The sequence below is a fragment of the Streptomyces sp. NPDC002640 genome (assembly GCF_053592575.1).
The window spans coordinates 126,015-146,008 of the sequence record NZ_JBSFVZ010000015.1; the positions used below are offsets into that span (position 1 = coordinate 126,015).

Below are 19,994 nucleotides of genomic sequence, written 5' to 3' on the forward strand. Positions count from 1 at the left end.
CCCGGGCGTCACGGCCCGGGCGTCACAGCCCGGGCGTCACAGCCCGGGCGTCACAGCCCGGGCGTCACGGCCCGGGCGTCACAGCCGGGGCATCGCCGCCGGGGAGAGGGTGCCGCACAGGCCGGTCGGGCTGGCCGCGCGGTAGGGGTCGGTGCCGGGCGGCACCGCGTCGCCCGCGCGCTGGCCGGCCAGCAGCGGCCGCAGCACCTGGTCGGGGTCGCCGGTGCAGGACAGCGGTCCGGCCTGCACCGAGGCGGACACCACCCGCACCTGCCGCAGCCGCAGGTTGTCCTGGTCGAACCGCATCCGCACCTCGCGCCGCACGGTGAACAGCGAGACGCGGTCCTTGTCCTTGTCTCCCTCCCCCGCCTGCTCCGGCTTCCCCTCGCCCGCCCCGGTGAGGGCGTAGACGAAGACGTGGTCGGCGACCACCTCGAGGGTGGCGGCGTTGCGCTCGGCGACATGGAACGTGCCGCGCACCCGGACGTCGGGATCGGCGAGCCGGACCCGGGTGGGGTCGAAGCGGACCATCCAGCCGAGCGGAGCGGTGGCCTCGTCCGCGGTCGCGCGGTCGCCGTCGGCGGCGGCGCCCCCGGTGGTCTCGCCCAGGCTGCGGTCGAACTGGTCGAACTGGTCGGGGTCGAGCAGCACGCGCACCGAGCGGGTGGCGTCGCCCATCAGGACCTTCGGGTCGAGCGAGGAGCCGATCACGTAGTCGCGGGCGGCGGCCAGCGCGGCGATGACCTGGCCGTCGGTGAAGTGCTCGGTGCGCCGGGCGGGGGGCATGGTGACGCCCTTCTCGCCGCTCTCGAAGCCGCGGGCGGGGCTGGCCGCGTAGAGCCGGTCCGGGTCCGCCGCCCCCGGCACCGCCTGCTGGGGCGCCAGCGGGACCACGCTGACCCGCACCGGGTCGACGTGCCGCTCACCGACGGACGGCAGGTCGGGGTTGCGCACGCCGAGGTAGACGGCGGTGACGAAGGCGATCATGACCAGCAGGGCCAGGACCAGCGCCTGCCGCGACAGCCGGCGGATCCCGCTCGGCCGGGGCCGCACCGGCGGCGCGTGGTCGGCGAGACGTTCCTGCGCGCTGTACTCCTGCAGGCGGGCAGCCTTGACGAACGATTCGTCGAAGACGACGGATCGGTACTCCTCCTCGTTGCCTCCCGCGGCGCCGTCGGGCGTGCCGTCGGGTGGCTCTCCGGGCCCGCCCATACTTTCAGAGTGGGTTCTGCCGCCGTCCGGTAAACGCGGCCGTCCGAGCCATCCGGCGCCGTGCGGCGGCGGGCGGGCGGGCCGTCAGGGCGTGGAGGCCGAGGCGCGGGGGACGGCCGCCGCGGGCGGCCGGGAGTACTCGGCGGAGGCCGACGGGCCCACCTCGGTGTCGGGGGCGGGCGCCGGTGTGGGGCGCGTGGAGACGGGCGGCGGGACCTGGCCGGTCTCCCCGGCGGCGCCGCGCTGGACGGCGGTGAAGGCCAGCGCGACCATGCCCATCCCCATCACCAGGGCGAGCACCCAGGCCACCGGCCGGTGCCACCGGCCGGGCCGCACGGAACCGCCCGGACGGCCGAACAGGCCCGGTGCGAAGTCGGCCGCCGCCTCGCCCCCGGGCAGGCCCGGGCCGCCGGGGTCCTGCCCGGTGCGGGCGACGAAGGCGGTGCCGGCGTCGGGTGCGCCGAGGCGGAGCGGGTCGTGGGCGAGGCCGAGGTCGTCGGGTCCGGGCGCCTCGTCGTGCCGGTCGTCGTCGGGCCGGGGGCCGCCGGCCCGGGCGCGGCGCGCGGCGTCCGCCTCGGAGGCCTCGGCGCGGGCCTGCGCGGCCGCCACCAGGCGTTCGACGGCGGTCGGCTCGTGGACCGGGGCCGCGCGCACGAACTCCTCGTCGAAGACCACGGGGGCGAACTCGTCGTCCTGCGCCCCGCGGTTCTGGTCGTCGTCAGGCCCTCCGCCGTCAGTGAACGGCGTGCCCCCCACGTCCTCCGCCACGGCACCAGAGTAGACGCGCCGGGTCAATTTGGGCAGACGGTACGGAAATTCGGGGCGCGGGGCCCCCGCCGGAGCGGGGGCCCCGCGAGGGGGGTCAGGGGCGGACGTGCCCGTCGCCCGTCACGATGTACTTGGTGCTGGTCAGCTCCGGGAGCCCCATCGGGCCGCGGGCGTGCAGCTTCTGGGTGGAGATGCCGATCTCGGCGCCGAAGCCGAACTGGCCGCCGTCGGTGAAGCGGGTGGAGGCGTTGACCGCCACCGTGGTGGAGTCGACCAGCTGGGTGAAGCGCCGGGCGGCCGGCTGGGAGGCGGTGACGATCGCCTCGGTGTGGCCGGAGCTCCAGCGGCGGATGTGCGCGACGGCCGCGTCCAGCGAGTCGACCACGGCCGCGGCGATGTCGTAGGAGAGGTACTCGGTCTCCCAGTCCTCCTCCGTGGCGGCCACCACGGTCGCCTTGGTGTCGCCGGCCAGCGCCAGCACCCGCTCGTCGCCGTGCACGGTGACCCCGGCACCGGCGAGGGCCTCGAGGGCGCGCGGGAGGAACGCCTCGGCGATGTCGCGGTGGACCAGGACGGTCTCGGCGGCGTTGCAGGTGCTGACCCGGTGGGCCTTGGAGTTGAGCAGGACCTCCACGGCCATGTCGAGGTCGGCGGCGGCGTCGACGTAGACGTGGCAGTTGCCGGTGCCGGTCTCGATCACCGGGACGGTGGACTGCTCGACCACCGTGCGGATCAGCGAGGCGCCGCCGCGCGGGATGAGGACGTCGACCAGGCCCCGGGCGCGCATCAGCTCGTGCACCGAGTCGCGGCTCTCGCCGGGCACCAGCTGCACGGCGTCGGCCGGCAGGCCGGCGGCCGCCACCGCGTCCCTCAGGACGCCGACCAGGGCCGCGTTCGAGGCGTAGGCGGAGGAGGAGCCGCGCAGCAGCACCGCGTTGCCGGACTTGAGGCAGAGCGCGGCGGCGTCCACGGTCACGTTGGGGCGGGCCTCGTAGATGATGCCGACGACGCCGAGCGGGACCCGGACCTGGCGCAGGTCGATGCCGTTGGGCAGCACGGAGCCGCGGACGACCTCGCCGACCGGGTCGGGCAGCGCGGCGATGTCACGCACGTCGGAGGCGATGGCGCGGATCCGCTCCGGCGTGAGGGTCAGCCGGTCGATCACGGACTCGGCGGTGCCGGCCTCGCGGGCGCGCGTCACGTCCGCGGCGTTGGCCTCGACGATCTCCGCGACCCGGGCGTCGAGGGCGTCCGCCACCGCGAGGAGGGCGGCGTCCTTGCGGGACCGCGGGAGCGGGGCGAGGTCGGCGGCGGCGGTGCGGGCGCGGCGGGCCACGGCGGTCACCGAGGGCTCCGCCGGCTCCGTGGTGGCTGCGGGCGTCGTGAGCGTGGTCATACTGCGCAGGGTAGCGCCGCGGGCCCGGGCGACGACGAGCGTTCCACGTGCCGGTATGCCGCCCCCGCCCCTCGACTCCGGCCGGTCGTCCCGACGGCCCACCCTGCCCCGTCGGCCCCGCCCGGTCGGCCTGGCGGCCCTCCTGCCCCGTCGGTTCCACCCCGCCACCCCGCCAGCCCCGGCCCGGCGACCCGGACGGCCGGTCCCGCCGTCAGCCCGTCGGCCCGGTGGCCGGCCCCGCCCCCGTCAGCCCCGAGCCGTCACCCGGTGGCCGGTCCCACCCCGTCAGCCCCGCCCCGTCGGCCCGGTGGCCGGACCCACCCCGTTAGCCCCGCCCGGTCGGCCTGGCGGCCCTCCTGCCCCGTCGGTTCCACCCCGCCACCCCGCCAGCCCCGGCCCGGCGACCCGGACGGCCGGCCCCGCCGTCAGCCCGTCGGCCCGGTGGCCGGCCCCGCCCGGGCGGCCCCGGCGGCACAGTGGCCCCGGTGGCCGGGCGCGGGCGGAAGGGGAGCGGTCAGAAGGGGTGGACGCCCATGCGGGTGGCCGGGGGCGGGCCCTGGCCGGCGGCGAGGCGGTGGTGGTAGGTCTCCCGGTCGACGACCTCCAGGCCGACGATCTCCCAGCTCGGCAGCTTCGCCGTCCGCCGGTGCTCGCCCCACAGCCGCAGCGCGACCGCGGCCGCGTCGTGCAGGTCGCGGGCCTCCTCCCAGTAGCGGATCTCCGCGTGGTCCGCGGCGTACCGGCTGGTGAGCAGGAAGGGGTGGTCGTGCGCGAGCTGCTCGAGGGCGCGCCGGACCTCCGGCAGCGGGACCTCCGCGCCGGACACGCTGAGGGTGACGTGCCACAGCCGTGGGAGTTCCTCCGGGTCCGGCGGATCGCCCTGGTACCGGTCGTCCGGGGACACGCTCGTGAGGCCGCGCCGCGCCGCCGCTCCCCCGCCGGTCGGGCGGGGCGCCGCCGCTCCCGGGCGCACTCGTCTCACAACGGCCTCCTTCGCGCGGTGCTCACGGTGGTCGCCCGGCTACCCGCCAGGGCGTCTGCCCCCACCAGTGCAGCAGGCGCGGGGGCTCCGTGGGGCCGTTTTATCGGAACGTCGCCCACCGGATTCCGGCCACATCGACCGGAACCCGACGGAGGTGTCAGTGCCGCAGCAGCACCAGGTCGTCCCTGTGTACGACCTCTCGTTCGTAGGCGGGACCGAGCTCGCGTGCCAGTTCCCTGGTCGAGCGGCCGATCAGGCGGGGAATCTCACGTGCGTCGAAGTTCACCAGGCCGCGCGCCACGGCCCGCCCGCGGACGTCCCGGAGCTCCACCGGGTCGCCGGCCTGGAACTCGCCCTCGACGCCGGCGATGCCGGCCGGGAGCAGTGACGTGCGTCGCTCCACCACGGCCCGGACGGCGCCGTCGTCCAGGGTCAGCGCGCCCTGCGGTGCGGAGGCGTGCTCGAGCCAGAGCAGGCGGTCGGCGGAGCGGCTGCCGGTGGCGTGGAAGAAGGTGCCGGTGTCCCGGCCCTTGAGCGCGTCGGCGGCCCTGCTGGCGCTGGTGAGCACCACCGGGATGCCCGCCTCGGCGGCGATCCTGGCGGCCTCCACCTTGGTGACCATCCCGCCGGTGCCCACGCCGGCCTTGCCGGCGCTGCCGATCTCCACGCCCGCGAGGTCCTCGGGGCCGCGGACCTGGCTCAGCCGGGACGTCCCCGGGCGCGACGGGTCGCCGTCGTAGAGGCCGTCCACGTCGGAGAGGAGCACCAGCAGATCGGCGTGGACCAGGTGCGCCACAAGCGCGGCCAATCGGTCGTTGTCGCCGAAACGGATCTCGTCGGTAGCTACCGTGTCGTTCTCGTTGACAACCGGAACAGCGCCCATCGCGAGCAATTTGTCGAGCGTTCGGGCTGCGTTACGGTGGTGGGCACGCCGACTCGTATCATCGGCCGTCAGCAGCACCTGACCCACCCGCACGCCGTAGCGCGCGAAGGAGGCGGTGTAGCGAGCGACCAGCAGGCCTTGTCCTACGCTGGCGGCCGCCTGCTGGCGGGCCAGGTCGCGAGGCCGGCGTCGCAGACCCAGTGGGGCGAGGCCCGCAGCGATGGCACCGGAGGACACCAGGACGATATCCCTCTCGCCGCCGTCCCTGCCCGCCGCCAGGACGTCGACCAGTGCGTCGACCCTGTCGGCGTCCAGACCGCCCTCCGCCGTGGTCAACGACGAGGACCCCACCTTGACGACGATCCTGCGAGCACCGGTCACGGCCTGCCTTGCCTCTGTCACCTTGCCGTTGTCCCCTCACCTGGTTCTCAGCTGCCCGTCCGGCAATCTACGCGAACGCGACGGAGCGGCGCGCGTGCGTTCCACCCCACGGACGCGCGTCCCGGGACCCGCATGGCGCGTACCGCGCGCGGGCATCCGAGGCGTGTCGTCGGAGCGTTCACGCGCGTTGAAACTGAGTCCCTGACGCAACACGTCCGCGCAGCCCATTGGAGTGACGCAGTGCCCACACCCGTCCCCCGTCGGCAGACCGCCGTAAGAGGCATGGTCACCGCCCTTCTGGCGGTGTCGTTCCTCACACTCGCCGTCACGGCCGTCGTCCCGAACGTGCCCGCCATGATCGCGGCAGCGGCCGTCTCCCTCGCGGTCGAGGGCTTCCTGTACCGCTGGCAGCGCGGCATGGTCGCCATGTTCGCGAAGATGCACGTCGACGTCACGGTTCGCCACCTGCTGCGGGACATGCTGATCGTCGTCGCCCTGGTCCGGCTGCAGGGCCAGGGCGAGGAGACGGACCTGGCCACGCCGCTGCTGGTGCTGCTCGGGTTCTACGCACTGCACTTCTCGATCCAGGCCGTCTCGGTGGTCGTCCGCCGCACCCGCACCACTCCGGTGCTCACCCGGAACATCGACACCTCCGGCCTGCGCCTGACGGCCGCGCCCCCCGCGCTGCTGCTGCGCCGCGCCGGGCACCGGCTGCTGATCTTCGGCCTGCCGGCCACCGCGGGTCTGCTGGCCGCCGGGGCGACCGGGGAGGCGCTGTGGGGCGTCGCGGGCGCGGGCCTCTCGGTCGTCATGGCCCTGGCGGGTCTGATCGTGCTGGGCAGCCACCTGCTGCCGGGCCGCCGCCCGCCGTCCGAGAAGGCGGTGCTGAAGTGGTTCGACGCGTGGCTGGCCTCGTACAAGCCGACCATCGGGATGTACTTCTCCGGCGGCGCCGCCTCCGCCTACCAGGCCAACATGTGGCTGGACCCGCTGGCCAAGCTGGACGGGCGTCCGCTGATCGTGCTGCGTGAGCGGTTCATGATGCAGAAGATCACCGCGACCGACGTGCCGATCGTCTGCCTGCCGCAGGTCCACCACCTGATGCGGCTGGAGCACTCCACCCTGCAGGCGCTGATCCACCCGTCCAACTCGGGCAAGACCTCGCAGGTCCTGCGGATCCCCACCATCAAGCACGCCTTCGTCAACCACGGCGAGAGCGACAAGCTGTCCTCCTGCAACCCGTACGCCAAGGCGTACGACGAGGTGTGGGTGGCCGGCCCGGAGGCCCGCGAGCGGTACGAGCTGGCGGACATCGGCGTCGAGGACAAGGACGTCGTGGAGATCGGCCGTCCGCAGCTGGACGGCATCGTCACGTACCAGGGCGCGCCCGAGGGCGAGTTCACCAACGTGCTCTACGCCCCCACCTGGGAGGGCTGGGACGGCAACCCGGGCAACACCTCGGTGGTCGCCGCGGGCGAGAACCTGGTCCGGGCGCTGCTCGCCGACCCGAAGGTCCGCCTGGTCTACAAGCCGCACCCGTTGACCGGCTCGGTCGACCCGCGGGCCGGCGCCGCCGACCTGCGCATCCGTGAGCTGATCACGGCCGCCAACCGGGAGCGCGGCGGTGCCCGTCCGGGCCCGGAGGCGCAGGCCGAGCTGGACCGCCGGACCGCGGAGCTGGACCGGCTGACCACCTCCTCCTTCCGGGAGTCCGCCGACAACCTGGAGCGGATGATGCTGCAGGGCGCCCCCGAGGCGGGGCGCGCGGACGCGGTCACCGCGGCCACGGCCGCGTGGGTCGAGGCGTACTGGGCGGCGCTGCCGAAGTGGGAGCACCAGATCGTCACGGACGCGCGGCCCGACATCCAGGCCTGCTTCAACCGTGCCGACCTGCTGATCAGCGACGTGTCCAGCGTGATCTCGGACTACATGGCCAGCGGCAAGCCGTACGCGGTGGCCAACACCTCGGGGCTGAGCGAGACCGCGTTCCGCGAGGCGTTCCCGACGGTGCGGGCGGCGACGGTCCTCACGCCGGACGCGGCGGGGGTGCCGGAGCTGCTGCGGCGGGTGCGGGAGCCGGAGCTGGACGATCTGCGGGACGCGCGGGCGGAGCTGAAGCTGCGGCTGCTGGGGCCGTCGGAGCCGTCGTCGCAGGTGCGGTTCAACGAGGCGATGCGGGCGTTGTGCGAGGAGGCGTTGCGGCATCGGCGGCGGATGACGGAGCGGGAGGCCCGGATTCCGGGGCAGCGGGCTGCCGCCCCCACCGGCGACCCCGAACTCACCACCGGCGCCTGACCCTTCCCCCTCTTCCCCTGGGCCCCCGTCACTCGACGGGGGCCCTCCCTGTTTCCCCACCCCCCCGGGGGGAGGCGTGGTGGCCCCGTGGGGGTCAGTGGGTGGGGACCTCGGCGGGGGTGGTGGAGCGGGTCTGGCCGAGGTTGCGGGCCTCGGCCTTCAGCGCGAGCCCCGCCACCGCCCCGTTGAACCGCTCCAGCGACGGCGGCTCGTCCGCGCCCAGCAGGTACTCCTTGAGCTCCACCCGCGCCGGCGCGAGGACGTCCGCCTCCGCGTCCCGCACCGCCGCCAGCAACGCGTCCAGCTCCGTCGCCTCGTTGGAGAGGATCACCGCCGCCCGCACCGCCGTGTTCTGCCGCACGAACTCCTCCGCGCCCAGCCCGGCGGAGTCCGTCACCGCGTACGGCTTGCCGCTGGCGATGAAGTCGGAGACCACGCTGGAGATGTCGGAGACCATGCCGTCGGAGACGTTGAAGCAGTCGTACAGCAGCGGCTCGGCCCCGGTGATCACCCGGTGCTCCCACTCCGGGAAGGACCGCCAGTACGCGGCGTTCCACCGCTCGCGCAGGCGGGCGATCTCGTCGTAGACGGTGAGGTCGGCGACCCCGTCGCGCGTCGCCATCGCCTCGTCGCCGTCGTCCGTCTCCCCGGTGAGTTCGGCGAGCCGGGCCTCGATCCGGGCCAGTTCCGCCCGGGCCTCCTCCAGTGCCGCCTCGTCGGCGGAGAACCCGGGGTCCAGCGCCCGCGCGGCGGCTGCCTGCTCGACCAAGGCGGTGATCCGCTCGTGGGCGTCCCGGGCGCGCGGGCTGCGGGTGCCGGTGAAGGGGTGCGGCTTGTAGAGGACCCGCACCGGCCGGTCCGCGGCCAGCAGCCGGCGGACGATGTTCTCCCCCGCCGCCATCAGCGAGGTGTTCCCGGGGTTGTCGTCCCAGCCCTCCCAGGTCGGCGCGTAGAGCACGGTGGGGATGGCGACGCCCTCGCGGCGGCCGGTCCGGATCGGCGCGAGCTGCGGGCGGCCGACCTCCACGATGTCCTCGTCGCGCACCCCGACGTCCGCCATGGCGTACCGGTCGCGGCCGGCCTTCCCCGCCGTCCAGACCTCGTCGTAGACCTTGCTGTACGGGTTGACGCTGGCGATCTTGTCGCTGTCGCCGTGACCGATGAAGACGTGCTTCATGGTCGGCACGCGCAGCAGGTGGATGTTCTTGCCGACGTTGGCGGCGTAGAGCGCCACCCGGACGGTGGACAGGTCCAGGTTCATCAGGTGGACGCCGCCGGGCACGCAGATCACCGGCACGGTGGTCGGCGCCAGCCGTTCCAGCACGGCCCGTTCCCGGAGGATGATCAGCGGCCGGGTGTCCAGCCGCTCCATGGTCTCCAGCCACATGTTGACCTGGTACGCCGACTCCTTGGCGCCGGAGAAGTACAGAACCGTTTCCGGGCGGTACGAGCGCAGCCAGGCGTCGATCGCGGCGAGCACCGTCTCGGGGGACGGCGCGCGGCGCGGACCGAGCAGGTAGGGCAGCAGCACCACGGTGTAGAGCCCGCCGAGGCCGAGGGTGGCGATGATGCCGAGGCCTCCCCACAGGCCGTCGCCGAGGTAGGCCGAGACCAGGCCGCCGACGAAGACCGGCAGGTCGAGGTGGAGCATCTTCTCGCCGGGGCGGTTGAGCAGCTTGCGCGAGGGGGCGTCCGGTATCCGCACGGCCGTCGACAGGGCGATGTTGCGGGTGGCCACCGGCAGCGTGCGCCGGATCCTGATCAGCGTCACCAGGGCGCCGTGGACCGCCTGGAGCCCGTAGAAGCTGATGAAGCAGCCGACCAGCGCGTAGAAGAACACGCCGTAGGCGAGCCCCAGCCGGGCCAGCAGCAGCACCAGGATGAGCTGGCGGACCAGGAAGCGGATGGCCAGGCCGGCCCGGACCACGCTCAGCCGGTTGACCAGGTAACTGTTCCGGCGGTGCAGGTAGTGGTCGGCTGCGTAGGTCATGACCGCGGCGACGGAGAACAGGGGAATGTTCGGCAGCAGCGCGGCGATCATCAGGGTGGGGAAGCCCACCACGATGAGGGCGGCCGCGGCGACCAGTTCCCCGACGCTGCCCACCCGGGCGGCGCGTACGACTGTGGATATCACGTGTGAACCTGCTCCAGGAGAGGTGCCGGCATGGTGCGTGAACGGCCTTGGGCGCATAACTCCGACAGTTCCGGAAAAGACCGTGCGTATTTCCCGATCGGTACGACTGGTGTGGCTGGTGCGTCTTGGTGCTACAGGTATGGCTGGTAAGGCTGGTGCGTGCTGTTGTTCGGCTGTTCAGGCGATCAGGCCCCCGCGATCGCACCTCTCGATGCAGCCGCAGAGGCCTGAACTATTTCTGGCAATTGCGGCCGATTATGCCACGCCGTCGTGGCGGTCGAGCACGGTCGCGAGGGCCTGCTCGAAGCCGGACGCCTGGCCCGCGACGGCGGTCGGATCCTGCTGCCGCACGTCGATGACGTGCCCGGTGAGGTCGGAGAGCAGCACGTCCAGCGAGGTCCGGGCGACCGCCTGGGAGGACAGCAGGGACTCCGCGGGCTCCTGGCCGAAGGCCCTCGTCCGCATGGGCGTCGCCGTGCGCTCGGGGTTGACGCAGTTGACCCGCACCCCGTCGGCGGCCCACTCGTCGGCCAGCGCCTGGGTCAGGTTGACGACGGCGGCCTTGGTGGAGGAGTAGAGGCTGTACTCGGCCCGGCCCCGGGTGTAGCTGCTGGAGGTGTAGAGCAGCAGCTGGCCCTTGGTCGCCGCGAGGTACTTGTAGGCCGAGCGGGCGATCTGGACGGGCGCCAGGTAGTTGACCCGCAGGGCCTCCAGGAGGGTGTCGTCGTCCGTCTCGTCGAGCCTGCCGATCCGCAGCACGCCGGCCGTGTTGATGACGTAGTCGATCCGGCCGCTCTCCGCGTACGCCTTGCTCAGCGCCTTCTCGACATCCTCGGCGTTCTCCACGTGGGTGCCCGTGGTGGAGCGGCTGAGCGCGTACACGGAGGCTCCGTAGCCCGCGGCGAGTTCGGCGACGTCCTTGCCGATGCCGTAGGAGCCGCCGAAGACCACCACCGTCCTGCCGGTCAGCAGTTCCCGGTAGCTCTCCTCGCCGCGGGGCTCCGGGGCGGCCGTGGAGGCCAGCTGGAAGAGCTTGTCGGCGATGAAGACGTCCACCGGCTGGGTGACCTTCATGTTGTACTCGTCGCCCGCGACCACGTGGATGGGCACGTCCGGCAGGTACTTGAGGACCACCGAGCAGTCGTCGGTGGCCTGGAAGTGGGGGTCCTCGGCCGCGATCTCGTAGGCGTGCCGGATCGTCGACAGCTTGAACGCCTGGGGCGTCTGGCCGCGGCGGAGCCGGGAGCGGTCGGGGATCTCGGTGATGAACTCGCCGTCCTCGCCGTGGGTGCGGGTGACGATGATGGTGTCGGCGGAGGGGATGGCCACGTCGACCGCCTGGTAGCGCTCGAGGGCGCGGACGCAGTCGTCGATGACCCGGCGGCTGAGCAGCGGCCGCACCGCGTCGTGGAAGAGGACGTTGAGGTCCTCCCCCTCGGCGAGGCCCTCGCCGAGCACCTCGATGGCGCGGCGGGTGGTCTCGTTGCGGGAGGCGCCGCCCTCGACGATCCGTTTCACCTTGGTGAGGCCCGCCCGGTCGACGATCCGCTGGACCTCCGGCACGTGGCCGGGCGCCATCAGCACCACCACGTCGTCGATGGAGTCGGCCTCCTCGAACGTGCACAGGGTGTGCTCGATGACCGACTTTCCGGCGATCTTGATGAGCTGCTTGGGAATCTGCAGCCCGACCCGCTGCCCGGTCCCTCCGGCGAGGATCACTGCGGTCGTACGGGGAACGGTTATGCGCTGCGGCACGGGCGATTCCATCCTTGGCATCAGCGGACCGGTCTCGGGAGATCAGGTGAACCCCCACCACTTGGTACCACACTGCAAGCCAGGTTTCGCTTCCCGCAAACGGCCGGTTCACGCCCATTCCACCTGCGCGTCAGGACGCACAAGCGGAATGCATTCTTTCGATTTTCGACCGTGCGGGGGAAAAGCCGAACGGCACCGCGGAAACGCGACCGGCCGGATCCCCCCGGTACAGGGGGAATCCGGCCGGATTTCGGCGGATCGCTGTCTAGAAAGGTTCGAAGTCCTCGAACTCCGCGGCGGCCTCGTCGCGCTCGGCCTGACGGTCGCGGCGACGCTGGGCGGCGGGACGGGGCGCCTCGAAGCGGTGGTCCTCGCCACGGCGGCCGAGCATCTCGGCTCCGGCGGTGACCGACGGCTCCCAGTCGAAGACGACCGCGTTCTCCTCGGGGCCGATCGCCACGCCGTCGCCCGAGCGGGCGCCGGCCTTCATCAGCTCGGTCTCGACGCCGAGGCGGTTGAGGCGGTCGGCGAGGAAGCCCACGGCCTCGTCGTTGTTGAAGTCGGTCTGCCGCACCCAGCGCTCCGGCTTCTCGCCGCGCACCCGGAAGAGGCCGTCCTCCTCGCGCGTGACGGTGAACCCGGCGTCGTCCACGGCCTTGGGCCGGATGACGATGCGGGTGGCCTCGTCCTTCGGCTTGCGGGCGCGGTGCTTGGCGACCAGCTCGGCCAGGGCGAAGGAGAGCTCCCTGAGGCCGGTGCGGGCCACCGCGGAGACCTCGAAGACGCGGTAGCCGCGCGCCTCCAGGTCGGGGCGGACCATCTCGGCGAGGTCGCGCCCGTCCGGCACGTCGATCTTGTTGAGGACGACCAGGCGGGGCCGCTTGTCGAGGCCACCGCCGTAGATCTTGAGCTCCTCCTCGATGACGTCGAGGTCGGAGACCGGATCGCGGTCGGACTCCAGGGTGGCGGTGTCCAGGACGTGCACCAGCACGCTGCAGCGCTCGACGTGGCGCAGGAACTCCAGGCCGAGGCCCTTGCCCTGGCTGGCGCCGGGGATCAGACCCGGGACGTCGGCGACGGTGTAGACGGTGGATCCGGCCGTGACCACGCCCAGGTTGGGGACCAGGGTGGTGAAGGGGTAGTCGGCGATCTTCGGCTTGGCGGCGGACATCACCGAGATCAGCGAGGACTTGCCGGCGCTCGGGTAGCCGACCAGCGCCACGTCGGCGACGGTCTTGAGCTCCAGGACGACGTCGCGCATGTCGCCCGGCTCGCCGAGCAGCGCGAAGCCGGGGGCCTTGCGGCGGGACGAGGCCAGCGCCGCGTTGCCGAGGCCGCCGCGGCCGCCCTGGGCGGCGACGAAGGAGGTGCCCTGGCCGACCAGGTCGGCCAGCACGTTGCCCTGCTTGTCGAGGACGACGGTGCCGTCCGGGACGACCAGGACCAGGTCCTCGCCCTCCTTGCCGGAGCGGTTGCCGCCCTCGCCGGGCTTGCCGTTGGTGGCCTTGCGGTGCGGGGAGTGGTGGTAGTCGAGCAGCGTGGTCACCGACTGGTCGACGGTGAGGATCACATCGCCGCCACGGCCGCCGTTGCCGCCGTCCGGGCCGCCCAGGGGCTTGAACTTCTCCCGGTGCACGGAGGCACAGCCGTGGCCCCCGTTACCCGCGGCGACGTGCAGTTCGACGCGGTCCACGAAGGTGGTCATGGTCAGGTGCCTCCAGTTAACGCGTAAGTCTCGGGTCGAGCAGTGGTGCTCGCGTGTTGGGTAACACGCGAAAGGCGGACCCACTTCCCCGACGGGGAAGTGAGGTCCGCCTCGCGAATGCGTTCGGTCAGCCTGCTCAGGCGACCGGAACGATGTTCACGACCTTGCGGCCACGGTGGGTGCCGAACTGCACCGCACCGGCCTGCAGGGCGAACAGCGTGTCGTCGCCGCCGCGGCCGACGCCCGCACCCGGGTGGAAGTGGGTGCCGCGCTGGCGGACCAGGATCTCACCGGCGTTGACGGTCTGACCGCCGAAGCGCTTCACACCGAGCCGCTGAGCGTTGGAGTCGCGACCGTTCCGGGTGGACGATGCGCCCTTCTTGTGTGCCATGTCTCCTCAGTCCCTTACTTCGCAGCCGCGGGGATCGACGTGACCTTGATCGCCGTGTACTGCTGGCGGTGGCCCTGCCGACGGCGGTAACCGGTCTTGTTCTTGTAGCGCAGAATGTCGATCTTCTGGCCCTTGTGGTGGTCCACGACCTCGGCCTGGACCTTGATCCCGTCCAGGACCCACGGGTCGCTGGTCACGGAGTCGCCGTCGACAACGAGCAGGGTCGAGAGCTCGACCGTGTCGCCAACCTTGGCGGTGGAAATCTTGTCAACCTCAACGATGTCGCCGACAGCAACCTTGTGCTGGCGACCACCGCTGCGCACGATGGCGTACACGCGGATCTCACTCTCTCGCTCGGAAACGGCACCCCCGCAGTCCAGCCTCCCTGTGACAAGGGACCGGCCTCTCCCGGGGCGCGGCACGAAGCCTGCGGCCCGCCGGGAGGAATGAGGTTTACGGGGATGTGGCGTGCCAGTGGACACGCCGAGGGTCAAGGTTACGGTGACCGGGGCTGGAGGGTCAAACCGGCCCCGACCCGCCCCGACCCGTCCCGACCGGCCGCCGTCAGGGGTGCCGGCGGCGCCATCCGTCCCAGGCGGAGCGGATCATGTCGTCCAGGTCGTGGCGCGCGGACCAGCCCAGCTCGGCCGCGATCCGCTCGGACGAGGCCACCACGCTCGCCGGGTCGCCCGGGCGGCGCGGGCCGGTCTCCGGCGCCAGGTCCTCGTGGCCGGTGACCTTCAGGATGTGGTCGATCATCTCGCGGACCGAGCTGCCCTCGCCGCGCCCGATGTTGAGGACCAGCGCGGTGCCCTCCTCGGCCCCGGCCAGGCGTCTCGCGGCGGCCAGGTGCGCGGAGGCGATGTCCATGACGTGGATGTAGTCCCGGACGCAGGTGCCGTCCGGGGTCGGGTAGTCGTCGCCGAAGACGACCGGCGCCTCACCGGCGTCGAGGCGCGCGAAGACCATCGGCACGATGTTGCTCGTCCCGGTGTCGGCCAGTTCCGGGGCCGCGGCGCCCGCCACGTTGAAGTAGCGCAGGGCGGCCGACCGGATGCCGTGGGCCCGGGAGGCGGCGGCGATCAGCCACTCGCCGGTCAGCTTGGTCGCGCCGTACGGGTTGATGGGGGCGCAGGGGGTGTCCTCGGTGACCAGGTCGACGTCGGGCATGCCGTAGACGGCGGCCGAGGAGGAGAAGACGATGCTGCCGACGCCGGTGGCCGTCATCGCCTCCAGCAGCGTCTGCAGCCCGGTGACGTTCTCCCGGTAGTAGTAAAGGGGCCGCTCGACGGACTCCGCGACCTGCTTCTTGGCCGCGATGTGCACCACGCCGGTGACCTCGTGCTCGCGCATCGTGCGCTCCAGCAGCGGGCCGTCCAGGACGCTGCCGGTCACCAGCGGCACGCCCGCGGGGACCCGGTCCGCGCTGCCGGTCGACAGGTCGTCGAGCACGACGACCCGCTCCCCGCCCTCGGCCATCACCCGCACCACATGCGCGCCGATGTACCCCGCGCCGCCCGTGACCAGCCAGCTCATCTCGATACCTCCCGGATCGTCTGCCGGCGTCCAGACTCCCCCATCGGCCGGGCGGAAGCGAGTCCGGCCCGGCGGCGCCCCTCCGCGCCCGCCCGCGCTTCGTCCGCACCGCGGACTCGCGGCGGGACCACCGCGCGGGTTCAATGGGAGGACGCCCCGATCCTCCCGGGTTGTCCTCCACGGGCCCTCCGGGCGGCGGGGCGCGGTCCCACCCCGACGGAGGTGCCTGCCGGTGTCCGCCCCGCACGAGGAAGCGCAGCCCGAGACCCAGGACCACGAGCACGAGCACGAGCACGAGCACGAGCACGAGCACGAGCACGAGGATCCCCGGTACGCGAGGCCGGGGGACGGCACCGCGCCCGACGGCATACCGGGCGGCACGCCCGACGGCACGCCCGACATCAGCGTCGTCGTCATCGTCTACAACGACGAGCACCGCCTGCCGGACGCCGTGCGGTCGGTCCTCGGCCAGACGCTGCGCAACGTCGAGGTGGTCATCGCCGACGACCACTCGACCGACGGCTCCTTCGAGGTGGCCCGGCGCCTGGCGGCCGGGTCCGACCGGGTGCGGGCCGTCCGGCTGCCGGAGAACAGCGGCGGCTGCGGCGAGCCCCGCAACCAGGGCGTGGCCGTCGCCCGCGGCCGGTACGTGATGTTCCTGGACAGCGACGACACGCTGGAGCGCAACGCCTGCCGCAACATGCTGGAGGCCGCCGAGACCACCGGCGCCGACCTGGTCTCCGGGCTGTGCCTGCGGGTCCACGTGGACAGCCGCTGGGGCACCACCTCGCCCTGGTACCCGTGGCTCTACCGGCGCACCCGCACCCTGGAGTCGATCGCCGAGCTCCCGGACCTGCTGGTATTCGACACCCTGTCGACCAACAAGTGCTACCGCCGCGCGTGGCTGCTGGAGAGCGGCCTGACCTTCCCCCGCGGCATCCACTACGAGGACCTGCTCTTCTCGGCCCGCGCCTACCTGGCGGCCTCCCGCATCACGCTGATCCCCAACACCGTCTACCACTGGAACGTGGTGCGGAAGACGGAGGCCAGGTCGATCAGCAACCGGCGGCACGAGATCAACAACTTCGCCGACCGGGTGGAGATCCACCGCCGGATCGACCGGATCCTCGCCGCCGAGGGCCTGGACGAGCTGCGGCTGCACAAGGACCGCAAGTTCCTCAAGCACGACCTGGTGCTCTACCTGCGGGAACTGCCCTTCCTGGACGACGACTACCGCCGCCGCTTCGCCGAGACGGCCGACGGCTACATCCGCGGCTTCCCGGAGGAGGCGTACGAGGGCCTGTCGCCCGTCCACCGGCTCTGCGCCTACCTCCTGCTGCGGGAGGACTGGGACCACCTGATGCCGGCCGTCGACACCCTGATCAACAAGAACAAGGTCTCCAGCCCCCTGGTCGAGCGCGACGGCCACGTCTACTGGTGCGCGGAGCACCTCGACGACCCGCTGGGCCGCGCCGTCCTCGACGTCACCGACCTGGGCCTGCACCACCGGCCGGTCTCCCGGCTCCACCTGCGCAACGCGCTCACCGCCTACTCCGAGTCCCCGGAGGGCGTCCGCCTCGCCGGGGAGATCGTCAACCCGCTGGGGGCCGTGCCGCCTGACGCGCGGCTCACCGCGGAGCTCGAGTTCCGCGCCCGGCGCCGGAGCCTGCGCTCCTTCCGCTTCCCGGTGCGCACGGTGCGCCACCGGGGCACCTCCATCGCCTGGGAGGCCGAGGCGCCGCTGGCCCGGAAGCTGCGGCCGGTGGGCGTCCTGGACGACGTGTGGGACGTGCGGCTGCACCTCGACGTGGACGGCGAGCGCACCGTCAGCCGGCTCACCGCCGGGCGGACGGACCTCGCGAGCAGCGGCGTGGTGCGGGTCCGCCCGCTGCTGAGCCGGCTGGCCGCCGACCGCCTCCGGCCGCGCGTCTCCGCCCACGGGCACCTGGCGTTCCACCTGGTCCAGCACGGCCCGCTCCCCCGGCGGACGTCCGCGCTGCTGCGGCACCACATGCAGAGCCCACCCGCCCGGATCACCAAGCGGGCGCTGCGCGGGGCGCTCGCCCTGCGCGCCGAGCTCGGCTCCGGCCGCCGCAAGATCGACGCCTACCACCGCATGATCCGCCTGCTGCCGGTCCGCAAGGGCACCGTCGTCTTCGAGAGCCACCTCGGCAAGCAGTACAGCGACAGCCCGCGCGCCCTCTACGAGGAGCTGCGCCGCAGGAACGTCCCGGTGCGCGCCGTCTGGGCGTACCAGGGCTCGCCGAAGGGCTTCCCGCGGGACGCCGAGCTGGTGCGCCGCTGGTCCTGGCGGTACCTGAGGGAACTGGCGCAGGCCGAGTTCTGGATCGACAACCAGGGCTTCCCGCTGAAGCTGGCGAAGCGCCCGGAGACCACCTACATCCAGACCTGGCACGGCTCCGCGCTCAAGCGGATGGGGTTCGACGCCCCCGACCTGCGGGTGGTGACGGAGCCGGAGCGGCGGCTCCACGAGCGGGCCGTGGACCGGTTCGACCACTTCGTGGTGCGCGGCCGGCACGACGAGCTCACCCTCGCGCGGGCGTTCCGCATCCCCGAGGAGAAGCTGCTGCGCACCGGCTACCCGCGCAACGACGCCCTGGTGCGAGCCCGTGAGCGGGGCACGGCCGGTCCGGCGGCGCGGGAGCTCGCTGAGCGGCTCGGTGTCCGCCGGGACCTCCCGGTGGTGCTGTACGCGCCCACCTTCCGGGCGGTGGACGGCGGCGGGGTGAAGCCGTTCGCGTTCCCCTTCGACGTCGAGGAGTTCGCCAAGCGGTTCGGCGACCGGCTGACCCTGCTGGTGCGCACCCACTACCTCAACGGCGTCACCCTGCCGCCCTCGGTGGCCGGTCAGGTGATCGACGCCGGCGGGGAGGACGACATCACCCCGGTGCTGCTGCTCTCGGACGTGCTGGTGACGGACTACTCGTCGGTGATGTTCGACTACGCACTCCTGGGGCGGCCGATGGTGTTCTTCACCTACGACTGGGACGACTACGTCCACAAGGGCCGCGGCACGTACTTCGACCTGTCGAAGGAGGCCCCCGGCCCGGTGGTGCACACCTCCGAGGCCCTCTTCGAGGTGCTCTCCGACCTGGACCGGCTGGACGGGTACCGGCCGCGCGTCGAGCGGTTCATGACCCGGTACGGCGAGTACGACCGGGGCGACGCCGCGGCCCGCGTCGTCGACCGCTTCTTCGGCACGGAGGGGGAGGCCGGATGACCGGGACCGCAGGCACCGCAGGCACCGCAGGCACCGCAGGCGGCCCAGGCACCGCAGGCGGCCCAGGCACCTCGGGCGGCGCCGCGCGCGACGTCTTCCTCGTCGGCAACGAGGTCGACGAGCTGGGCGGCGTGGGCCGTTGGCAGATCTCCATGGCCCGGCTGTTCGCCGAGCGCGGCCACCGGGTGACGGTGGTCGGCGTCGCGCCCGCGCACGCCCCGTTCGACCTCGGCGAGGACCCGCCCTTCGCCACCCTCACCCTCCACGCCACCCGCCCGCCCGGGCGGTACCGGCCGCGGGGCCTGGCAGGCCGGCTGGACCTGGCGGCCCGGCGCCGCGCGGCGGCACGGGAGCGGGAGCGGCGGGAGGCCGCCGAGCGGCTCACGGCCGTGTTCCGCGCCGCGCGGCCCGGGGCGGTGATCGTCGTGACCCAGGTGTGGGCCATGGAGTGGGTCGCCCTGGCCGACACCGCGGGGCACCTGGTGATCGGCATGAGCCACGAGTCGTTCGCGACCTCGCGCGGCTCCTCGCGGTTCGAGCGCGTCAAGCGGTACTACCGGGACGTCGACCGTCTGCTGGTCCTCACCCGCGAGGACGCCGACCTGTGGATCGGGCAGGGGTTCGACCACGTGGGCTTCGTCCCCAACCCGGTGCCCCTGCGGGACCCCTCCCCCTCTCCCCGCACCGACAAGGTCGTGGTCTCGATCGGCCGGCTCGGCTACGAGAAGGGCGTGGACCTGCTGCTCGACACCTGGGCGGAGGTGGCGCCCCGGCATCCGGGCTGGCGCCTGCGGATCCACGGCTCCGGACCGGACGAGGAGACGCTGAGGGAGCAGTGCACCCGCCTGGGACTGGACGGATCGGTGGAGTGGGCGGGGCGCACCGAGGACGTGGCGGGCGCGCTGGCCCGGTCGTCGGTGTTCGTGCTCTCCTCCCGGGGCGAGGGCTTTCCGCTGGCGCTGCTGGAGGCGATGTCCTGCGCCGTCCCCTGCGTGGCGTTCGACTGCGCCCCCGGTGTCCGGGAGATCGTCCGGCACGAGGAGGACGGGCTGCTGGCCCGCCCCGGCAACACGGCGGAGCTCGCCCGGCACCTGGGGCGGCTCCTGGAGGACGACGGGCTGCGCAACCGGATGGGTGACAGGGCGGCGGTGAACGTCCGGCGCTTCTCGCCGTCCGCGATCACCGACCGCTGGGAGTACCTCTTCACCCTCCTGACCCGCTGACCCGCCGGCCCGCCGGCCCCGGGGCGCGTCCGGCGCGGAACGGCGGGAAGCCCGCCGGGCCCGGTCCCCCGAGGAGGGGACCGGGCCCGGCG

General features: G+C 73.1%; 14 protein-coding genes. 3 read left to right on the forward strand and 11 right to left on the reverse strand.

Going from position 1 to position 19,994, the window contains the following annotated elements; genetic code table 11:
• Positions 1-78 precede the first annotated feature (78 nt).
• The 5 genes from ACWD3O_RS20625 to proB all read right to left on the reverse strand — a co-directional run bounded on the left by ACWD3O_RS20625 (position 79) and on the right by proB (position 5,643).
• Positions 79-1,212 carry an SCO2583 family membrane protein gene (locus tag ACWD3O_RS20625; RefSeq protein WP_451416865.1) on the reverse strand — a complete coding sequence of 378 codons (1,134 nt, stop codon included), beginning with the start codon at positions 1,210-1,212 and terminating at the stop codon, positions 79-81.
• A gap of 84 nt (positions 1,213-1,296) precedes the next feature.
• Entirely contained in the window at positions 1,297-1,980 is a 684-nt protein-coding gene (locus ACWD3O_RS20630; RefSeq protein ID WP_451416866.1) for an SCO2584 family spore wall biosynthesis protein, read from the reverse strand.
• A 94-nt stretch (positions 1,981-2,074) separates the two neighbouring features.
• Complete coding sequence (locus ACWD3O_RS20635; protein WP_451411894.1) at positions 2,075-3,376, reverse strand: glutamate-5-semialdehyde dehydrogenase; 1,302 nt, start codon at positions 3,374-3,376, stop codon at positions 2,075-2,077.
• A 514-nt stretch (positions 3,377-3,890) separates the two neighbouring features.
• Positions 3,891-4,349, reverse strand: a complete 459-nt coding sequence (locus tag ACWD3O_RS20640; RefSeq protein WP_451416902.1) for a hypothetical protein — start codon at positions 4,347-4,349, stop codon at positions 3,891-3,893.
• A 166-nt stretch (positions 4,350-4,515) separates the two neighbouring features.
• Positions 4,516-5,643 carry a glutamate 5-kinase gene (gene proB / locus ACWD3O_RS20645; RefSeq protein ID WP_451411896.1) on the reverse strand — a complete coding sequence of 376 codons (1,128 nt, stop codon included), beginning with the start codon at positions 5,641-5,643 and terminating at the stop codon, positions 4,516-4,518.
• Between the two features lie 261 nt (positions 5,644-5,904).
• On the opposite strand from proB, the gene ACWD3O_RS20650 reads away from it, so the two are divergent.
• Complete coding sequence (locus tag ACWD3O_RS20650; protein ID WP_451416867.1) at positions 5,905-7,917, forward strand: hypothetical protein; 2,013 nt, start codon at positions 5,905-5,907, stop codon at positions 7,915-7,917.
• Between the two features lie 94 nt (positions 7,918-8,011).
• Here ACWD3O_RS20650 and ACWD3O_RS20655 read toward each other — a convergent pair whose 3' ends face one another.
• The 6 genes from ACWD3O_RS20655 to galE all read right to left on the reverse strand — a co-directional run bounded on the left by ACWD3O_RS20655 (position 8,012) and on the right by galE (position 15,438).
• Entirely contained in the window at positions 8,012-10,051 is a 2,040-nt protein-coding gene (locus ACWD3O_RS20655) for a hypothetical protein (protein WP_451411898.1), read from the reverse strand.
• A 255-nt stretch (positions 10,052-10,306) separates the two neighbouring features.
• Positions 10,307-11,806 carry an SDR family NAD(P)-dependent oxidoreductase gene (locus tag ACWD3O_RS20660; RefSeq protein ID WP_451416868.1) on the reverse strand — a complete coding sequence of 500 codons (1,500 nt, stop codon included), beginning with the start codon at positions 11,804-11,806 and terminating at the stop codon, positions 10,307-10,309.
• A 265-nt stretch (positions 11,807-12,071) separates the two neighbouring features.
• The gene (gene obgE / locus ACWD3O_RS20665) at positions 12,072-13,511 is read right to left on the reverse strand and encodes a GTPase ObgE (RefSeq protein WP_451416869.1); all 1,440 of its coding nucleotides are present in this window, start codon (positions 13,509-13,511) and stop codon (positions 12,072-12,074) included.
• A gap of 136 nt (positions 13,512-13,647) precedes the next feature.
• The gene (rpmA, locus tag ACWD3O_RS20670) at positions 13,648-13,902 is read right to left on the reverse strand and encodes a 50S ribosomal protein L27 (RefSeq protein WP_049715810.1); all 255 of its coding nucleotides are present in this window, start codon (positions 13,900-13,902) and stop codon (positions 13,648-13,650) included.
• A 14-nt stretch (positions 13,903-13,916) separates the two neighbouring features.
• Positions 13,917-14,237 carry a 50S ribosomal protein L21 gene (rplU, locus tag ACWD3O_RS20675; protein ID WP_151773201.1) on the reverse strand — a complete coding sequence of 107 codons (321 nt, stop codon included), beginning with the start codon at positions 14,235-14,237 and terminating at the stop codon, positions 13,917-13,919.
• A gap of 229 nt (positions 14,238-14,466) precedes the next feature.
• Entirely contained in the window at positions 14,467-15,438 is a 972-nt protein-coding gene (gene galE / locus ACWD3O_RS20680) for a UDP-glucose 4-epimerase GalE (protein ID WP_451411901.1), read from the reverse strand.
• A gap of 367 nt (positions 15,439-15,805) precedes the next feature.
• On the opposite strand from galE, the gene ACWD3O_RS20685 reads away from it, so the two are divergent.
• Positions 15,806-18,679, forward strand: a complete 2,874-nt coding sequence (locus ACWD3O_RS20685) for a CDP-glycerol glycerophosphotransferase family protein (protein WP_451416903.1) — start codon at positions 15,806-15,808, stop codon at positions 18,677-18,679.
• Positions 18,676-19,902: a glycosyltransferase family 4 protein gene (locus ACWD3O_RS20690; RefSeq protein ID WP_451416870.1), complete on the forward strand. Its 1,227-nt coding sequence runs from the start codon at positions 18,676-18,678 to the stop codon at positions 19,900-19,902. The genes ACWD3O_RS20685 and ACWD3O_RS20690 overlap by 4 nt, the downstream gene beginning before the upstream one ends.
• Positions 19,903-19,994 lie beyond the last annotated feature (92 nt).